Source organism: Bacillus sp. GBSW19 (assembly GCF_002998655.1).
Lineage (GTDB): Bacteria > Bacillota > Bacilli > Bacillales > Bacillaceae > Bacillus.
This window is the reverse complement of sequence record NZ_PVRF01000001.1, coordinates 430,041-446,929: the sequence shown is the minus strand read 5'-3', so window position 1 is coordinate 446,929 and position 16,889 is coordinate 430,041. Positions and strand designations below refer to the sequence as shown.

The 16,889-nt window shown below is 40.1% G+C and carries 17 protein-coding genes; 7 read left to right on the top strand and 10 right to left on the bottom strand.

What is annotated here, in order from left to right:
- Positions 1–19: 19 nt before the first annotated feature.
- From C6344_RS02380 to fadH, 5 genes are all read right to left on the bottom strand, one after another.
- Positions 20–535, bottom strand: coding sequence for a ribonuclease H-like YkuK family protein (locus C6344_RS02380; RefSeq protein ID WP_034662766.1), 516 nt, complete (start codon positions 533–535; stop codon positions 20–22).
- Positions 536–680: 145 nt separating this feature from the next.
- On the bottom strand, positions 681–923 hold the full coding sequence (locus C6344_RS02375) for a YkuJ family protein (RefSeq protein ID WP_003212254.1): 243 nt from the start codon (positions 921–923) through the stop codon (positions 681–683).
- A 183-nt stretch (positions 924–1,106) separates the two neighbouring features.
- Positions 1,107–2,003, bottom strand: a complete 897-nt coding sequence (locus tag C6344_RS02370; RefSeq protein WP_106047730.1) for a manganese catalase family protein — start codon at positions 2,001–2,003, stop codon at positions 1,107–1,109.
- Between the two features lie 260 nt (positions 2,004–2,263).
- Positions 2,264–3,484: an EAL domain-containing protein gene (locus tag C6344_RS02365; protein WP_060596391.1), complete on the bottom strand. Its 1,221-nt coding sequence runs from the start codon at positions 3,482–3,484 to the stop codon at positions 2,264–2,266.
- Positions 3,485–3,548: 64 nt separating this feature from the next.
- Entirely contained in the window at positions 3,549–4,313 is a 765-nt protein-coding gene (gene fadH / locus C6344_RS02360; RefSeq protein ID WP_034662771.1) for a 2,4-dienoyl-CoA reductase, read from the bottom strand.
- 137 nt (positions 4,314–4,450) lie between these two features.
- Between fadH and C6344_RS02355 the strand changes: the two genes are divergently transcribed.
- From C6344_RS02355 to C6344_RS02330, 5 genes are all read left to right on the top strand, one after another.
- Positions 4,451–5,308, top strand: a complete 858-nt coding sequence (locus tag C6344_RS02355; protein WP_060596141.1) for a metallophosphoesterase — start codon at positions 4,451–4,453, stop codon at positions 5,306–5,308.
- A gap of 156 nt (positions 5,309–5,464) precedes the next feature.
- Positions 5,465–5,962 (top strand): L,D-transpeptidase family protein, encoded by a 498-nt coding sequence (locus tag C6344_RS02350; RefSeq protein ID WP_060596140.1) that lies wholly within the window; start codon positions 5,465–5,467, stop codon positions 5,960–5,962.
- Positions 5,963–6,035: 73 nt separating this feature from the next.
- Entirely contained in the window at positions 6,036–7,313 is a 1,278-nt protein-coding gene (locus tag C6344_RS02345; protein ID WP_034662784.1) for an MFS transporter, read from the top strand.
- A gap of 320 nt (positions 7,314–7,633) precedes the next feature.
- Positions 7,634–7,849 (top strand): hypothetical protein, encoded by a 216-nt coding sequence (locus C6344_RS02340; protein ID WP_003211341.1) that lies wholly within the window; start codon positions 7,634–7,636, stop codon positions 7,847–7,849.
- A 717-nt stretch (positions 7,850–8,566) separates the two neighbouring features.
- Positions 8,567–9,028 carry a YkyB family protein gene (locus tag C6344_RS02330; protein ID WP_012009774.1) on the top strand — a complete coding sequence of 154 codons (462 nt, stop codon included), beginning with the start codon at positions 8,567–8,569 and terminating at the stop codon, positions 9,026–9,028.
- Between the two features lie 34 nt (positions 9,029–9,062).
- Here the strand turns inward: C6344_RS02330 and C6344_RS02325 are convergent, their stop codons facing one another.
- The 3 genes from C6344_RS02325 to C6344_RS02315 all read right to left on the bottom strand — a co-directional run bounded on the left by C6344_RS02325 (position 9,063) and on the right by C6344_RS02315 (position 12,020).
- The gene (locus C6344_RS02325; RefSeq protein WP_034662787.1) at positions 9,063–9,971 is read right to left on the bottom strand and encodes a chemotaxis protein; all 909 of its coding nucleotides are present in this window, start codon (positions 9,969–9,971) and stop codon (positions 9,063–9,065) included.
- Positions 9,972–10,044: 73 nt separating this feature from the next.
- Positions 10,045–11,355 (bottom strand): MFS transporter, encoded by a 1,311-nt coding sequence (locus C6344_RS02320; protein ID WP_181185446.1) that lies wholly within the window; start codon positions 11,353–11,355, stop codon positions 10,045–10,047.
- A 125-nt stretch (positions 11,356–11,480) separates the two neighbouring features.
- Entirely contained in the window at positions 11,481–12,020 is a 540-nt protein-coding gene (locus C6344_RS02315) for an RDD family protein (protein ID WP_060596139.1), read from the bottom strand.
- A 301-nt stretch (positions 12,021–12,321) separates the two neighbouring features.
- Here C6344_RS02315 and C6344_RS18795 point away from each other — a divergent pair, with 301 nt between their 5' ends.
- A complete protein-coding gene (locus C6344_RS18795; protein WP_162839369.1) occupies positions 12,322–12,474 on the top strand; it encodes a hypothetical protein in 153 nt (50 codons plus the stop codon).
- 62 nt (positions 12,475–12,536) lie between these two features.
- Here C6344_RS18795 and C6344_RS02310 read toward each other — a convergent pair whose 3' ends face one another.
- Positions 12,537–13,421 carry a cation diffusion facilitator family transporter gene (locus C6344_RS02310; RefSeq protein WP_060596138.1) on the bottom strand — a complete coding sequence of 295 codons (885 nt, stop codon included), beginning with the start codon at positions 13,419–13,421 and terminating at the stop codon, positions 12,537–12,539.
- Between the two features lie 292 nt (positions 13,422–13,713).
- Between C6344_RS02310 and C6344_RS02305 the strand changes: the two genes are divergently transcribed.
- The gene (locus C6344_RS02305) at positions 13,714–14,883 is read left to right on the top strand and encodes an aminotransferase A (protein ID WP_003210942.1); all 1,170 of its coding nucleotides are present in this window, start codon (positions 13,714–13,716) and stop codon (positions 14,881–14,883) included.
- A gap of 25 nt (positions 14,884–14,908) precedes the next feature.
- On the opposite strand, the gene C6344_RS02300 is transcribed toward C6344_RS02305, so the two are convergent.
- Positions 14,909–16,738 (bottom strand): PAS domain-containing sensor histidine kinase, encoded by a 1,830-nt coding sequence (locus C6344_RS02300; protein ID WP_060596136.1) that lies wholly within the window; start codon positions 16,736–16,738, stop codon positions 14,909–14,911.
- Positions 16,739–16,889 lie beyond the last annotated feature (151 nt).

Sequence of the window (16,889 nt, the reverse complement as noted above, 5' to 3'; positions counted from 1 at the left end):
TGGAGAAAAATGACGGATTTTATTTTGTGTATCGATTGGCATAGCAAAATGCTGCGTATGAGTCGGGTTTTATTTTAGCTTCAATTCCCATAGCTGTGATCATTCCGGTCATTTCCTGGATCAGCTCTTTCGTACTTCCTTTTTTGCCAATATCTAGATGGGCTTCAAAACGGAGGTCTGCCCCTTCCTCAGCAAACGGAAGAAGCAAATCCATCAGTTCTGTTAAAGGTCCCTCAAGGATGTCTGCACATACCTTTTGGCTAAACGCTGTCTCTAATGAAATTTTTTCTCTAAGACTTTGCACAGGCCTGCTGATCACTTGTTGTGTGAGGCAGCCCCAAGCCCCTTTGCCAATCCGGTGGAGATGAATTGCAGTCATAAATCTTGTGACATTTTGATTGACCTGAGAGTCCGTACCAATTGATAACACATAGGCGGATCTAGGGTCTTTTCGAATAAAGTCTTTCATTCTCATGACGACATCAGAAAACGCTAAATAATCTTCAGAAAGATTGTAGTAAAAAGAATCACTCACAGAAAGGAACTCCTTTTTAATGGTCTCTTATCCGAAATATGCGCTGATTGATCATCTTCCATTTGTACACAGCCAATAATGACACATGTATATTGCCGCAAATAAACGAAGGAATCCTTAGAAAAAACATTTCATACGATTCAGCTTAGGATTGTAGAAGCTCAAAAATCTCAATCGAAATCATATCAATGTTGTCAAATGGGAAAGTATTTGGCTTATCCCCTTGTTGAAAAACAGTCAATTCAAACGTTTGATTCTTTTCGAAATACTTAACACTACAGATTTTCTCACCGTTCACTTCGAAATAACGCTGTGCCGGTTCGTTTGCAGCTTCTGCTGTCTCTTGAAGACTTTGCAGCCTTGTAATGATACCCATTAATTGTGACATTCTAAAAAAAGACTCCTTTCAAAAAACAACTCAAGATGAACCCGTATTGATTATACACAAGTCCTACAAAGCATCATACCATAAAGTGTTCTCAGATGATATTTTTCCTCTTGAATTCAAAAAAAGAAAAAGAATCTGTTTTTTTAGTTTGAGTCTTTTTTCTGATCTCATGCGCCATGTTTTTTATAAACCCGCAGATCTCATCAGCCGTTTGGCAATTTCGTCAAAATCCTCTTTGGAAATGCCTGGGGCAAACTCTTCCGGTAATTCTCTATAATCTGGCACAGGTGCTCCTTGAGGCGTACCCTCAATCACTGTGAGCGGCTTTCCATCAATCGGATGGCTGCCTTTCCAAATCTTATTAATGTCCTTGTAATCCGTATCACTAAATGTGTACAGCTTTGTATGGACATTTTGATCTTCAAATTTCCTCGCTGAATCAAAGTATTTGTTGTCGAGGTTTGGGATCGGCAACATCTTTCCTAGATCTACACCCGTGGCTACCTCAAGCGCCTTTGCATATGCCACAACATGCACTCCGCCCCTGACGAGTAAATAACCGATCATCTCTCTTGCTGTAGGATGATCTGTCATTTCATATACGCGCATTTTGTGTGTACGAGCTCCGCATTCAAGGAAGAAGTTATGAAGGAGGTCAAGAATCAGGTTGCCGCTTGAGAACACATTCTCCCCGGTCCAAGGTTTTGCCATGGAATCAAACGGATAGCCTGTTTGAGCCGTTTGAATAAAATGCTGTGTATTTCGTTTATCGACAGCCGCTTTCATCGGTGTCGTATCTGGATCTCCGCCATGGGTGGTCCCTGTAATCATAAGATTCACAGCTGTGGTCACAAGTTCTACATGACCGAATTCTTCAGCCGTAATACTGGATACGAGGTCATAAAACGGTTTGAGTTTTCGTTTTCCTCTAAAGTTAAAGGATTGAAACATGTAATTATTTAATGTGGACATTTCACCGAATTTTCCGCCGAGTAATTCTTGCACAGCAGCAGCACCATTTGCATCTGGGTGATCTGGTCTTGGCAAATCAATCAGCAGCCGCTTGTCGCGTTTGATCATGACGTTCCCTCCTACCGTCTAACTATCATCACTTAAGATGTATGGAGGGATTGGGATGTCCTATGCATGAGGAGAAGATGAAAAGCACAAAAAAAACTTGGCGGGGGTAGCGCCAAGTTTTTTGGATCTTGATCTGATAGAGGGGTTGGGGAACAGAGAGTAGCTTCTCTCTATAACTAAATGATAATGATTATCAGTTTCATTGTCAACCATTTTTTATTTCTTTTTTCTATTTAAAAAAACAGCCTAAACGGCTGCTTTTAAATTAATCCATCTTGCTCATATAAATAGGCATACGGAAGGTCTATAAACAAATACATGTCTCCCTCTAACGGATAAGAAAACGTACGTATCCTCTCACCGGTTTCTAAATCGCTGTAAATATCACTGAAAAATCCTTTCCCGCTCATTCTCATTTGGAGAATATTCGCTAGGAAATAAGGGCGCCAGCTCCAGTTTTTCTCGATATATTCAGGCTGAAACAGCCATTCTTTTTCTTTTTTAAACACATTACCAGTGATTTGAAAGCCTTCTTCATTACACATATAAATCCGAAAGCTGCAATCCGTTAATTCTAATGCCAGCTTTTGTATGAGTTCATCATTTGTGCTGCATGATTTTTTTAATGTCGTGACCGCTTGATGAATTCGCTTATAAAATGTTTCAGAATGTTCGTAGACAGTTTGAAGTTTCTTTTTCTCATGGGCAATAAATTGCTGGAATTCTTCTCTCAGCTGATCTTTTCGTTTATTGCGGTCGATTAATTCCGCCACCGGCTCGTGAAGATAGAACCCTTGAAAGTATCTGCCGCCATTTCTCCAAGCATATTGCAGCTGAAAATTTGCTTCAATGTCTTCATAAATTAAAGCCGCCCCTATTTTTCTCGCAAGCAATGAAATGCTGTACAAGACATATTCATAGGAAGGAGAAGGAGCCGATGCCCTTAATGCGTGTAAATCTATTTTTAATAGATCGGGTGAGAGCAAGGCAATCCGGTCAAGATTGCTGCTTTCTTTTCCAATATTCGAGATGGCGATTTTAATACCATATGTACGAAAATACGTTATCGTATGGTAAAGCTGTTCAATATCGCCGCTAAACGTATGCTCTGTAAATTCGATAACAAACCGATTAAGCTGAATGCCCCTTGCTTCATATTCCTTCAAAAGTTCTAAAAAGCTTTCACCATGATCAAGCATCAGGATATTTGCATCATGATTAATAAAAATGAGCAAATCATCATCTGCTGTTGTGAAAAGATCGAGTGCTTGCGTCAGTACTTTATGATCTACTTCCACTTTATATTCGTCAGGAATAGATGAATCCGTAAAGAAGGAGCCTAGGCTAACTGTTTCAGACTCAAGCTTCATTCTTCCTAAAATCTCATAGCCTATCACTTTTTGCTCTTCCGCACTGAATATGGCTTGATAGTGCGGGAAAACATCTTCAATATTCGTTAAAATATCCAATGGATCGACCATTTTCATCACCTGCTTCTCTCTTTGTGTGATTATAACACATCAAAAGCAGGTCTTACATCGTCATTCAAAATGGGGATTGGTTGAGCCATTGACCCCCATCCATCGTGATACAATCTCCATTTATATATGAGGCTTGCTCAGATAATAAAAAGCTCGCAAGCTCTGCAATTTCCTCTGGTGTGCCCAGTCTGCCAAGAGGAACACTATCTAATGTTCTTTGCGCTGCCTCTTCCGATTCCCACAGTTTATCCGCACCGCCTGTTCTCTCGATTGGTCCTGGTGCGATGGCATTGACGCGAATTCGATATTGCTTTCCCCATTCCACTGCAAGCGTTCGAGTGAGAGATAAAACACCTGCCTTTGCTGCCGCTGAATGCGCCACACCTACACCAGCACCCCATGCATAGGTAGCCACCATATTGATCATACTTCCCCTTTTCTTTTGACGAATCCAGTAATTGCCCACTGCATGACTGCAAAAAAATGTTCCATTTAATACAATATCAATGACAGCCTTCCAGCCGTTAGGAGACAGTTTTTCTGCTGGAACCAAAAAGTTTCCTGCAGCATTGTTAATCAGAGCGTCCACATCACCAAATGTATCTACCGCAAACTTGACCATTTGATCGGCATCCTCTGGATTTCGCACATCCATTTGGAAGTAAGCGATCGAGCCGCCATTCTGCTTTATTTCATTTGCCGCCTTTTCTAACGTTTCTTCCGTTCTTCCAGTAATCACGACATTCCAGCCTCCGTGTGCCAAATGGGCAGCCATCGCCTTCCCCATTCCGCTTGATCCCCCTGTGACAATCACTGTTTGTTTCGTCATTTGTTCTCCCCCTCTGTGGTTTTGAATGACTATTCATTCATTATTTTCTATCATATCATGATTGACCCTAGATGCACCATATGGGAGATTCATCAAATATGATGCTATACTTAATTTTATTTATAAAGGAGTCTTATATGAAGCAACTTTCTCGGAGACAGTTTTTAAAAGGAGCAGCTGGCGCGAGCATTCTCGGTTTTTTAGCTACAACATGTGGATACGGATATGCCAGATACATCGAACCACGCATGATCGATACCGTGTCACTGACCATTCAGGATGCTCAACTTCCAGCTTCATTTGACCAGTTTAAAATCGCTCAATTTAGTGATGTTCATTTAAGTGATACATTTCCTGCGAAAGAATTAGAATCCGTCGTCCAGCAAATCAACGCTGAGTCTCCAGACCTCATTGTGTTCACAGGTGACCTCGTTGATTTTCAAGCATCGATTGAAGAGCATGAAAAAGCGAAAGCATATTTGACCAAGCTCCATGCCCCGTTTGGTAAGCTCGCAATATGCGGAAATCATGACTACGGACCATTTGGCGTTGATCTTTATGAGAAAACGATGAAAGCTTGCGGTTTTACAATATGTAAAAATGATGTGTTTCAATTAGAAAAAGAAGGGGCGCATATTCAGATTGCTACATTGGATGACCTGATGATGAGTGTGCCGGATTATGACCTGATTAAGCGGGAAGTATCCTCTGATTTATTTACGTTACTGCTCGTACATGAGCCTGATGCAGCATTGGAGTTAAATACAACTCCCATTAACTTGCAGCTTTCTGGACATACCCATGGCGGACAGGTGCAGCTTCCTTTCTATGGCCCCATTCTCACAGCACCTTACGGCCATACATATGTGGAAGGTTTATACGGAAGTTATCAGCACCGAATCTATGTCAACCGCGGACTTGGGACAACAAGACTGCCACTTCGATTTTTAGCCAAACCTGAATTAACCTTTTTCACCCTCTCCTCTCGCATTTAGACAGAAGCCAAATTGCTCCTTTTTGCATATGTATAATCAAAGATCTTTCTCATGACAAATGTTAGGAGAAACCTTCCTTCGCCTGATTCCGTCCATATATATATCTAGTGACGGACATCATGGCTTCTTTTATTTGAGTGAAAGGAGTGTCCTTTGGTGCTGCGATATACGGTGAAAAATGGAGAAACCCTTGCTTCTATAGCACTTGATTTCCGAACAACAACAGATGCTTTAAAGGCTGCAAATCCGTCACTTCAAGGTCAAGAGCCTGTACAAAATGAGGTCATCATCATTCCTGGTCTGCCCGATCCTAGTTCGATCCCTTACCGCATCTCTGTTTCGATTTCAAGGAAACGTCTCGTATTGTTTTCTGGATCACAGCTTATTCGGTCGTATCCGATCGCAACAGGAAGAATTTTAAATATGACACCGACAGGTTCTTATTATATTGTCAACAGACAGCCAAACCCAGGAGGTCCCTTTGGCGCCTATTGGCTGAGCCTATCGAAAATTCATTACGGCATCCACGGTACGAATAACCCGTCTTCAATTGGTAAAGCTGTGTCTAGAGGGTGCATTCGTATGTATAATCAGAATGTCATCGAACTTGCTTCAATCGTTCCAAACGGAACACCTGTGACCATTAGCCAGTAGGAGAAATTAATTGTATGAATGCTTAAAATTTTATATGATATAAAGTGGGATCTTCAGGTTAAGGAGCGTATTTATGGATATTTTTAAAAACAGAAATTTTGTTCGTCTCTTTTTTGCAGCACTTGCTTCGCAAATGGGGACAACAGTAGGCAATATGGCGTTTGCCTTTTATTTGCTCGATCATTTTAGTCATCAGCCCGCCTATGCCACATTAGCAGAGCTCATGTATTCACTTCCAACGATCTTTGTCTTTTTTATGGTCGGTGTAGTAGCAGATCGTTTTGATCGTAAAAAAGTCGCAGAGAATTGCGATTGGATACGAGCTGGGCTGACGATTGTTTTATTCATTGTGATTTATTTCAATTCACTTCCACTTATTTTCTTGATCTTGTTTATACGAAGTGCCATTACGAAGTTCTTCTATCCAGCTGAAGCCTCTCTCGTTCAGGCGATTTTAAATAAAGATCAATATGCCAAAGCCGCTGGCTTAAATCAAATGCTGTTTAGTTTATTCATGGTATTTGGTGTTGGAATCGGTGCTATTATGTATAAGACAATTGGACTTCACGGTGCCATTACCATTGATTTGATCAGTTTTATTGTTTCAGGCATCCTGATTCGTTCATGTAACATTCCAATTGAAGCACGTCAGCCAAATGGACAAGCAGGCTGGAGAGGCATGACCATTAAAACGTCTCTAAAAGATTTTAAAGAAGGCATTCTTTACATTATAAAAAATAAATTATTGGCTTCTTTAATTTTTGGCTTTTTTGTTTTTGGTCTAGTCAATGGCGCATTTGCTGTACTTCCAATGTTTACAATGAAATATGGCCTTTCACCGGACCATTTTGAACTGCATACATCCTTCTTTACAATCGCGATCGGTGCCGGTCTACTTGTTGGCAGCTTAATGGGCTCTGTTCTCGCTAAAAAAGTAAAGATGCAATATCTCATGTCGCTTCCGATTTTGGTTGCAGGCATTCTGATTTTTGTACTTGGTTCCACCCATACACTATGGTTGTTTTATGTCACATCATTTGTCATTGGTACATGTATTGGACCGGTCAACATTGTCATTGGCGGCTGGCTGCCGAGAATCGTCCATCCTCGTCTGATGGGACGTGTGTCAGGATGGGTTGATCCACTTACCATGTTTGCTCAATCCATGACATTAGGTCTGATTGCGGTACTATTTCCAAAACTCATTACAAACGTTTCTTATATTTATTACGGAATGGGCGTTATTATTTTACTCGTTTTCCTTTTTTACTTCATTACACTGCCGAAGTTCAGCAGAGAAGCTGCCGACTTAGACGTGCAGCGAGAACTAAAAGGCCAGGGAGCGCAATAATTGAACAGGAAAAAGGGCTTTCTTTAAAAGGAAGTCCTTTTTTTCATAGCTGAAACGCCCTACGACGTTATTTACTCTGTTGATTGAAGCTATTTGAAGCAACATCAACCAATAGAGGAGTCAACATACCCTTCAATCGATCCATTCTTCTTTTTTAACTTTTACCTCTTACATCCATTCTATCAATCCCTTTCATTATTTAGCCTTTATTTCTTTTTTTCAAAAAACAGGAACGTGTATAAAATTGCAAAAATTTTTATAAAATTTCTTTACATCTTTGGAAGTTTTATAGTAGGATAGTCAGGTTGGAGGTGAGGGGTATGCTAAAAAGTTATTATTTTATTCATACAAAAGATGATCAAGGACAGTATGTTGTACATACAGAAGATTGTGCATTTTTAGGTGATGCTGCAAGCCGTAAATTGATTGGTCTGCACATGAGTGGCGAGAGCGCCATTGATGAAGCTAAACAAATGACGAATGAAACTGATTTTAATGGTTGCTTCTATTGCGCTTATTCAAGTCATAAGAAATAGACCATGTTGTTAAACCATATGTTCGACATGTTGTCAGGCATATGGTAAAGTTTCAGACGCAATATGTAAAAATGAATCCAAATTGAGAAACTACCCATTTATTTAAATAGGTAGTTATCATGAACTAATAGTTCACTTCATATATATTTCATTCAGTCAATTCTTCTGCCCTTCTTGCAATGAACGTCTCTTCTCCTTTGCCCACCAATGACACCGTCAGCAATGGATTTGCCAACATTATCGAAAAGATGCTACTTCAAGATATCCCTCATGCTGGTCAGCTAAACCGCTCTGAATGCTGCAGATCCTTCAATTAAAGAAGTTTATAGAAGTTACCTCCTCATTATGTGAAAGTTCAACAAAGCCTCATCCTGCTTCAAAAAACGGACTTCAATACAGAAATTGCTTACCAAAGCAGCTTCAACTATGCTTAAAAGAATGAATATACAACACCTTTAGCATATAGAAAATGAAATGCGCCGCATTCTTTCCACCTGAAACAGATAGAAGAAAAATCATAGTGAATAGATGCTGTGTCTTTGCTGATCATTCTGCCATTTTTATATTCAACCACGTTTTAGAACCCTCCTGAATGGCTATTGTAGATAAGAGGGCTATGAATCCTATCGCTTTTACAATATCTCTATTTGCAATTTACTAATAAAAACGTATAATTTATACTAAGCACAGGAAGACGAAAGACAAAGGAGAGAAAAAATGGACGATTATGCTCATACTAAAGACATAGAACCTACAGCAGAAAACATCGCAAAAGCCATTTATACTGTTAACCGCCATGCTAAAACCGCACCAAACCCCAAGTTTCTTTATCTTTTGAAAAAACGTGCGCTGCAAAAACTATTGCAAGAAGGTAAAGGAAGAAAAGTGGGCCTACATTTCTCTAACAATCCCAAATATAGTCAACAACAGTCCGACGTGCTGATTGAAATTGGAGATTATTATTTTCACCTGCCACCAACCAAAGAAGACTTCGAATTTTTGCCACACTTAGGAAATTTAAATCAATCATATCGCAATCCGAAAGCGAATATGTCATTAAACCGAGCAAAGCAACTACTTCAAACGTATGTCGGTTTAAAAGAAAAACCTACCGCCACAAAACAAAAATCACATTACACAAAGCCCGTCTTCAAACGACTCGGGGAAAGTTATTTTTAAACAAAAAAACCACTCATGCCGAGTGGTTTTTTGTTTAGATAATAAAGTGATCGACTTTTTCAATCAGCTGATGAATTTCTGGTTTACTAATTTGATCATCTGCACCGATTGTTTCCCCTTTATGGCGCAAATCTTCAGTGATTAACGAAGAGAAGATGAGAATCGGTATGGAACTCGTTAAAGGATTTTCCTTCAACAGTTTCGTTAATCGGTGACCATCCATTTTTGGCATTTCAATATCCGTAATAATCATATCAATTTCTTCTGTCACACTGATTCCTTTACTGACAAGGTCCATGACGTGGTCATATGCCTGTTTGCCATCTTCAAAGGTCACAATGTTTTTATAGCCTGCTTCGGTTAATTCATTTGTTAATAAACGCATGAGAAGCGGAGAGTCTTCAACGACATAAAGCTTCTTCCCTGTTCTTCTCTCGTCTTTCTCACCGTCAAACATATGATACGTTTCTACTCCAGAAGCGGATTCAATATCATAAATGATTTTCTCGTAATCTGGAAGGAAAATCATTTTTTCATCAAGCTTAATGATGCCCGTTAAATGACGGTCCATCCCTTGATTGAGTGCAGTTGGCTTTTCAATTTCTTCCCAGCTGACGCGGTGAATTTGTGATACCGTTCCTGTATGGAACACAAATTTCCGTTGGTTGAATTCAGTCACAATATATTTCTCTTGTTCTGACTGATCTGACTCGACATTAAAAAAGGAAAATAGATTGATGACTGGTAAAATCTCGCCTCGTAAACTAATCATCCCTTCTACATCTTGATGAGAGTGCGGTACAACCGTCACCTCAACCGGCTGAATGATTTCTCTTACTTTCATGACGTTAATGCCGAATTGATTTGAACCAATTTCAAACTTCACAATTTCCAATTCATTGGTACCAGAGTCAAGTAAAATTTCTTGTTTGTTTAAAGCCACGGAAATCCCTCTATTCTTCAATATAAGATTGTACTTTTTATATCGGCAGCATAGGTAAAAAGTTGACGTTTCTTTACGCTTTCTCTCGTACGAATTGATGAATCACAAGTCCTATCGCTGCAAGAATGAGTAAAGACCCTAGTGCAAGGCGGCTTGCGAGATTTCCGTGCTCTGCAAACAGCAGAGTGACTGAGCCATAAATGATGGGTCCAATAATGGAAGACACCTTCCCTGAGAATGCAAAGAGACCAAAGAACTGTCCTCTCTTTTCCTTAGGTGTCAGCTCAATTATCAATATTCGTGATGCCCCCCAGCTTGCGCCGAGTGAAATTCCGAATAAACTGCCGGCCACCCAGAAAACCCATTCCGTTGTGGCTGTCACAGCCAAAATCAGGGCCACGATCAAAATCACATACACGACTGTAATCGAGCGCTTTGCCCCAATCGCCTTTGTGATATATCCAAATAGAAAGGAGCCAATGATACTTGAAATGGTCGACACCAGATAAAGCAGAATAAATTGCCCAGCGGTAAAGCCAATGATGATTTTGGCATAAACAGCCATCATCGCAATCGCTGTCTGTAAGGCATCATTCATAAAAAAGAAAGCAATCATAAAGATAAAAGCCGGCTTGAATTGCTTCATCTCTTTAAACGTGCGAATAATTTCTTTATACCCGCTGAAAAATGACGCCTTTTTCTCTTGCTGCGGCAGCGGATGAGGGTCTTTTACAAAAAAGAGAAAGGGCAGGAAAAAGAGAAAGAATAAAAGCGCTGTCGGAATAAATGCTTCATGAAATTGGTCATTGCCGACAAGTAAATAAACTGAGAGACCGACAAGCGTCCCTAAATAACCAACGGCAATGCCAAACCCAGAAATAAGCGGTATTTCATCCTTTGTCCCAAGATCGGGCAGAATGGTGTCATAAAACACTAGGCTCGAGTGATAGAAAAATTTTGCGATCACAAACAAGGTGACCACTACTAATAAGGAGACAGGCAGCCCAAACCATTCGCTTGAGAAATCAATTCCAGCAAAGATCCCCATCAAAAACGTACAAGTTATACATATTAAAGTAAACACTGTGATGTAGCGCTTCTTTTTTCCTGTACGATCGATCAGAACCCCGTATAATGGTGTAAAAATGACGAGAAAAATGCTGGCTAGTGCGTTTGCATAAGAAATAAACGTACTGGCGATCTGATCCATTCTCGCACTTTCTCCAATCGTTTCCTGCAAGTAGAACGGGAAGAAAATGGTGATCATATTGGATGAAAATATCGTATTTGCAAAGTCATACAATGCCCAGGCCAAAACGGGTGCTGTCAAAAACAACCCGAAGCCTGCCCCTTTTTTCTGCATGGTCTTTTTTCCTGTTCTCAATCGTTTGTCTCCCTTCCCTGCCTGATTTTTCACTATCATTCTATTTTATGTTATGCTTCACTCTTCCATACAAGCAATCTATACAAAAAGCACCCCTTACGATTGAGCAGAGGTGCTTTTTTTCTTTATTTCTTCACAACAATCGTACTTGCAATTAAATCGTGAAGCGCTTGTTTTTTCTCTGTGAAAAAGGCAATGATGTACCCAATACATAAGATTGGAGACAAAAAGACTTTTGCAAAAAAGCGGCCAGTTGCTCGTCCGAATGTTACTTTTTCGCCTGTTACTTTTGTCACTTTGATCCCAAGAGCCATCTTACCAAGAGTTCCTTGCAGTTTTGATGCTTCCATAATAGCGTAATAAAGCCATGTCAACACGATACCGATTAAGATCGATGCTACGTAGAAAAAGATAAGTCCCATAATGACAGCCCATTCTTCATCCGTCATGACGGTTGTGGAATAGTAATAGCTGTCATCCTCTAGCATAAATGCTGCCTCTGGGCTTGAGACAAAAAAGAGTGTGAACAAAATAAACATAATGAAGGCATAAGGAACACTGATAATGACGCCGTCCAAAAGGTGGGCAAGAAAGCGGTAGCCCACGCCTGCTAGCTCAGGATGCTTCTTTTCTTGAATGTGTGGTTCTGTTATGTTTGTTTCCATCCTATTTCTCCTTTATTATGTATGTTTTCTATAAATTTCTTATAATCATTCGTTATTATATCTTATGAATATAGTAAGATCAATGGAGTTGTACACTTTTACATATATTTTAGATCAGTTTGTTCTTAATGTTTTATGTGAATAAATACTGAAAATTTGTGAAAGTCATGGCTCTTCTAGTTCTTTTACCTCCTGATTTTTTAACATTTTGTGATATTTTCGTCTTGTTTCCATTCTGCTGTTGACAACCGCTCTTCACATGGTACAATAGTCAAGGATTTTTTAAAGAAAGGTGTTCATGATGGGAACTGTCGTACTATTAAAGAACAACGAAATGACTGTGATTGAAGATATTTGCGAAGCTGATTTTTTGGACATGAAGCATGATTTGTCAAATGATGACGCAGCTTATATCTCTTGGTATGAAGATTACGATACTGCTTATGGATATTGATTTCATTTCATAGATGAAGCGTAAAAAAAGGCGATACAACCTAAGTTGGTTGATCGCCTTTTTTACGTTTGTGAAGTTCTTTCACTTTCAGGTTCTACATGAATAAAGATTTGTGCATGCGGAAATTCTTGCTGAATCTTCTCTTCAATTCGATCACATAATTGGTGAACATCTTCAATCGTTGTCTTACCATCTACAATTAAATGGAAATCAATATATTCCTCTGCACCGGATCGTCTTGTTCGAAAGTCATGATATTCGATGAACTCTTGACTGAATCCTTGAATGATTGCTTCTATCGATTTTTCTTCCTCGGGTGTTAGCCGGGCGTCTACAAGCGGCGGGAAGGCTTCTTTCATGAGTTTAAATGCTTCACGCATAATAAAGAGAGCGAGTATCATTCCAATGATCGGATCTAAGAAATACCAATCGGTTAATGCTACAAGCAATAAACTGAATGCGACCCCTAGTGACGTATACACATCTGTTAACAGGTGCAATGCATTCGATTTCATGGCAACAGAATGCACTCGCTCCGCCTCTTTGTTCACAACCTTCGATACGATAAAATTGATGAGCGCGCCTATCAGCATCACCACAATGCCAAGCACAGGCAGCTTGACTGGCTCTGGGTGCATTAATTTGTGAACACATTCGTATATGATCCAAATGCCAGCAACGAAAATCAGCAAGGTCTCAATCGTTCCAGAAATATTTTCGACTTTTCCATGTCCATAAGGATGTTTAGAATCTGCTGGCTTTCTTGAAATACGAACAGAGATAAATGCAATAAAAGATGCCATTAAATCGAGAAAAGAATGAATGGCTTCTGATAAAACCGCAACAGATCCAGTGAGCAGACCCACAATGATTTTTAAGATGACAACAAATGTGTTACTCATCACGGATAGAAACGCGATTTTCGATGTCTTCGCTGATTGTTCCATCTATCGTCCTCCTTTAGGAGATCGTATGTCTATGAAAGCAATTCCCATGACCTGATTCTCACGTTCTTTCAGTTTACACAGTTGTGACGTTTTCTAATCCTGTTCACCGCAGCCTGTATTTTCTCGTGAGGTTACGCTATAATAAATGTTGCTCTTTCTTCAATATATCACTCATGCTGTGATGAATAGGAGAATAGACTACAGATAATGATATCCAGTGCCTTTCGCGGGTGACATTTATGCAGTGAATGGTAAAATAGGATAAAAACATAAATTTTTAAGGTGATGAGAAATGGAGCATTTGCTGAATCCAAGAGTAAAGGATATTGAAATTTCAGGCATTCGAACATTTTCAAATCTCGTATCGTCATATGAGGATGTCGTTTCTTTGACGATAGGCCAGCCCGATTTTTATACGCCGCATCATGTCAAAACAGCTGCCAAAGCAGCCATTGACGAGAATTTCACCTCGTACACTCATAATGCTGGTTTCCTAGAGCTAAGACAAGCGATCCAGCACTACATCAAGAAGAAAGTCAATCTTGATTATGATGCAGAGTCAGAAATCATTGTGACGACAGGTGCAAGTCAAGCGATTGATGCTGCGTTTCGAACCATTTTGTCAGAGGGTGACGAGGTCATTTTACCTGGACCTGTCTACCCTGGCTATGAACCGATCATTCGAATGTGTGGCGGGAAGCCTGTACATATCGACACAACGAATGCTGGCTTTAAATTAAATGCCAAGCTGATTGAGGATGCATTAACGGAAAAGACAAAGTGTGTTGTGCTTCCTTATCCTTCGAACCCAACTGGTGTCACGCTTTCGGAAGAAGAATTGAAAGAGATTGCCCAGCTCCTTGAAGGAAAAGACATCTTTATTTTATCCGATGAAATCTATAGCGAGCTGACATTTGACCGGCCGCATCATTCAATTGCCTCTTTCTTAAAGGAACAGACCATTGTGATTAACGGACTGTCTAAATCTCATAGCATGACCGGTTGGAGAATTGGCTTTTTATTTGCTTCAGCTCCAATTGCTAAACATGTATTAAAAGTACATCAATATAACGTGTCTTGTGCCTCGGCTGTCTCACAAAAGGCGGCACTTGAAGCTGTGACAAATGGTGTGGATGATGCACTCATCATGAGAGAGCAATATAAGAAAAGACTCGATTATGTATATGATCGGCTCATTTCTATGGGGCTTCCGGTCATTAAGCCTTCTGGCGCTTTTTATATTTTTCCATCCATTGAATCGTTTGGGATGAGTTCCTTTGATTTTTGTATGGAGCTGTTAGAAAGTACAAGACTTGCTGTTGTACCAGGGTCTGCTTTCTCTCCACTCGGCGAAGGGTATGTGCGTCTGTCCTATGCTTATTCACTTGAAACACTGAAAGAAGGACTTGACCGCCTAGAACAATTCGTCCTTGAAAAACGTTCCATTCATTTAACAGACTGAAACAACGGCTCTCTTGCCGTTGTTTTTATTTTGCAGGAAACATGATGTGAAATACGGTGCCCTTTTCGGGATGACTATCCACACGGATCGTCCCGTTGTGATTTTCTAAAATATTAAATGTCACCATGAGGCCAAGTCCAGTGCCTTTTTCCTTTGTCGTTAAAAAAGGCTCTCCTATTCGCTTCATGACCGATTCAGGAATGCCGACCCCTTCATCACGAATGGTGACGAGAATCCCATCTCTTTCTGCTTTGGCCGTAATGTCAACCTTACCTCCGTCCGGCATGGATTCGACGGCATTTTTGATTAAATTGATAAACACCTGCTTGAGCTGATTTTGATCCCCGTTCATCAGGAGATCCTCTTCTATCTCACTTGTATTCATTAAAATACCATTTAAGTTCGCTTGTGTTTCTAATAGAGCCGTGACTTCGCTGATGATTTTTTTCAAATCAAGTGTCTGCATCGATGCCGTTTGCTGCGGTTTTGCCAGCATGAGCAACTCGCTTAATATAATCTCTATCCGGCTCAGCTCAGAGAAAACAATCTCGAAATATTGATCGCGATCTTTTGTTTTCGGTTTAATGAGCTGCAAAAAGCCTTTGATAGCGGTCAATGGGTTCCTGATTTCATGTGCAATGCCAGCTGCCAATTGACCTGCGATCGATAATTTTTCAGATCGGAGCATGAGCTCTTCTGTCTGCTTACGTTCCGATATATCTCTTAAAATAATTTGAACGGCTGTTTCCCCAAAGAATGTGGTTGGGATACACACCATTTCAGTATAAATCAGCTTGTGTTTAAATGTATGACAGCTCATCGTGACAATCTCGGAATCTGATGCTCTTTCAATAATACGCGACAAGCTCTTTTTCACTTTTTGCTGGTCACAGGAATGTATCTGGTGGAAAATATCCTTTCCTATTAATTTATCGTAATGTTCGGCTTCAAATAATTTAATGCCTGATTCATTCATAAACACCCATTTATGATCATGAATGACCGCAATCGTATCAATGGAGTTTTGGATGAGCAGCTGATACCGCTCCCGGCTTTTTTGAAGAACGGTTTGGAATTTCTTACGGGATGAAATGTCCACTAACAGCAAAAGCTCTGCCCGCTGATTTTGATAGATCGTAGGTGATGACTTCACTTCGATATGAATGCTGCTCCCATCTTTCCGCTTCCATATCTGTTCAATCATTCCGACTGGAAGGCCTTGCTGCAGCCTCGTAATTCGGCTTCTCACAATGTCATGGTACTCCTCAGCAATAAAGTCAAATGCAGTTTTGCCGATCATGTCATCTCTTGTACTTACCCCCATTAATTGAAGCATCGCATCATTCGCATAAACAATTTCCCCTAAAATCGTAATACATAACGGATTTGGCAGCATGGCAATCAATTGTTCAGCTTCACTGACATGTTGGAAAGCCGGCAGACTGCCTAACGACTGTTCTGACACTTCTGATGTTGTTTGAAATGCTGCTTTTTGCGGTTCAGCGTCCAGCACCCTCATTTTTAGGATCATTTCTCTACTTAATTCACTGTCTAACTCATCACAAGCAACAAAATCAATACTAGCTTCAATCCATACAGCTGTTAGGTCACTTCTAAGCAGCCTAAAGTGGGAAATCTCTAGCATGTGCTGATTGTAGAAATAACTCTCGACGAGAAATTGATCTTCGGTATGAACAAAGTCTTTCAAAAAACACCCTAGTAAATCCTTTTGTTCATAGAGCAAAAGCTGCTTACAGTTAGAAGAAATGTAGAGAAAGCGGCCATTAGAAGAAAGAACGGCATGTAAATCAATATTCGAATAAAGCTGATTCGAATCTTTCATTTTTTGTTCCATCGTCGTCCGACCCTCCTTTTCATTTTTTAGGGTTGTCCTTAGATTGATGTATAAAAAAGATTCGCTAGAAAACCCGTATTTTCCTTCCGTCATCGAGGGAAACGTCCATATTTTCAGCAAAAAAGAGCACATTCTCTTGCTGTGCTCTCTG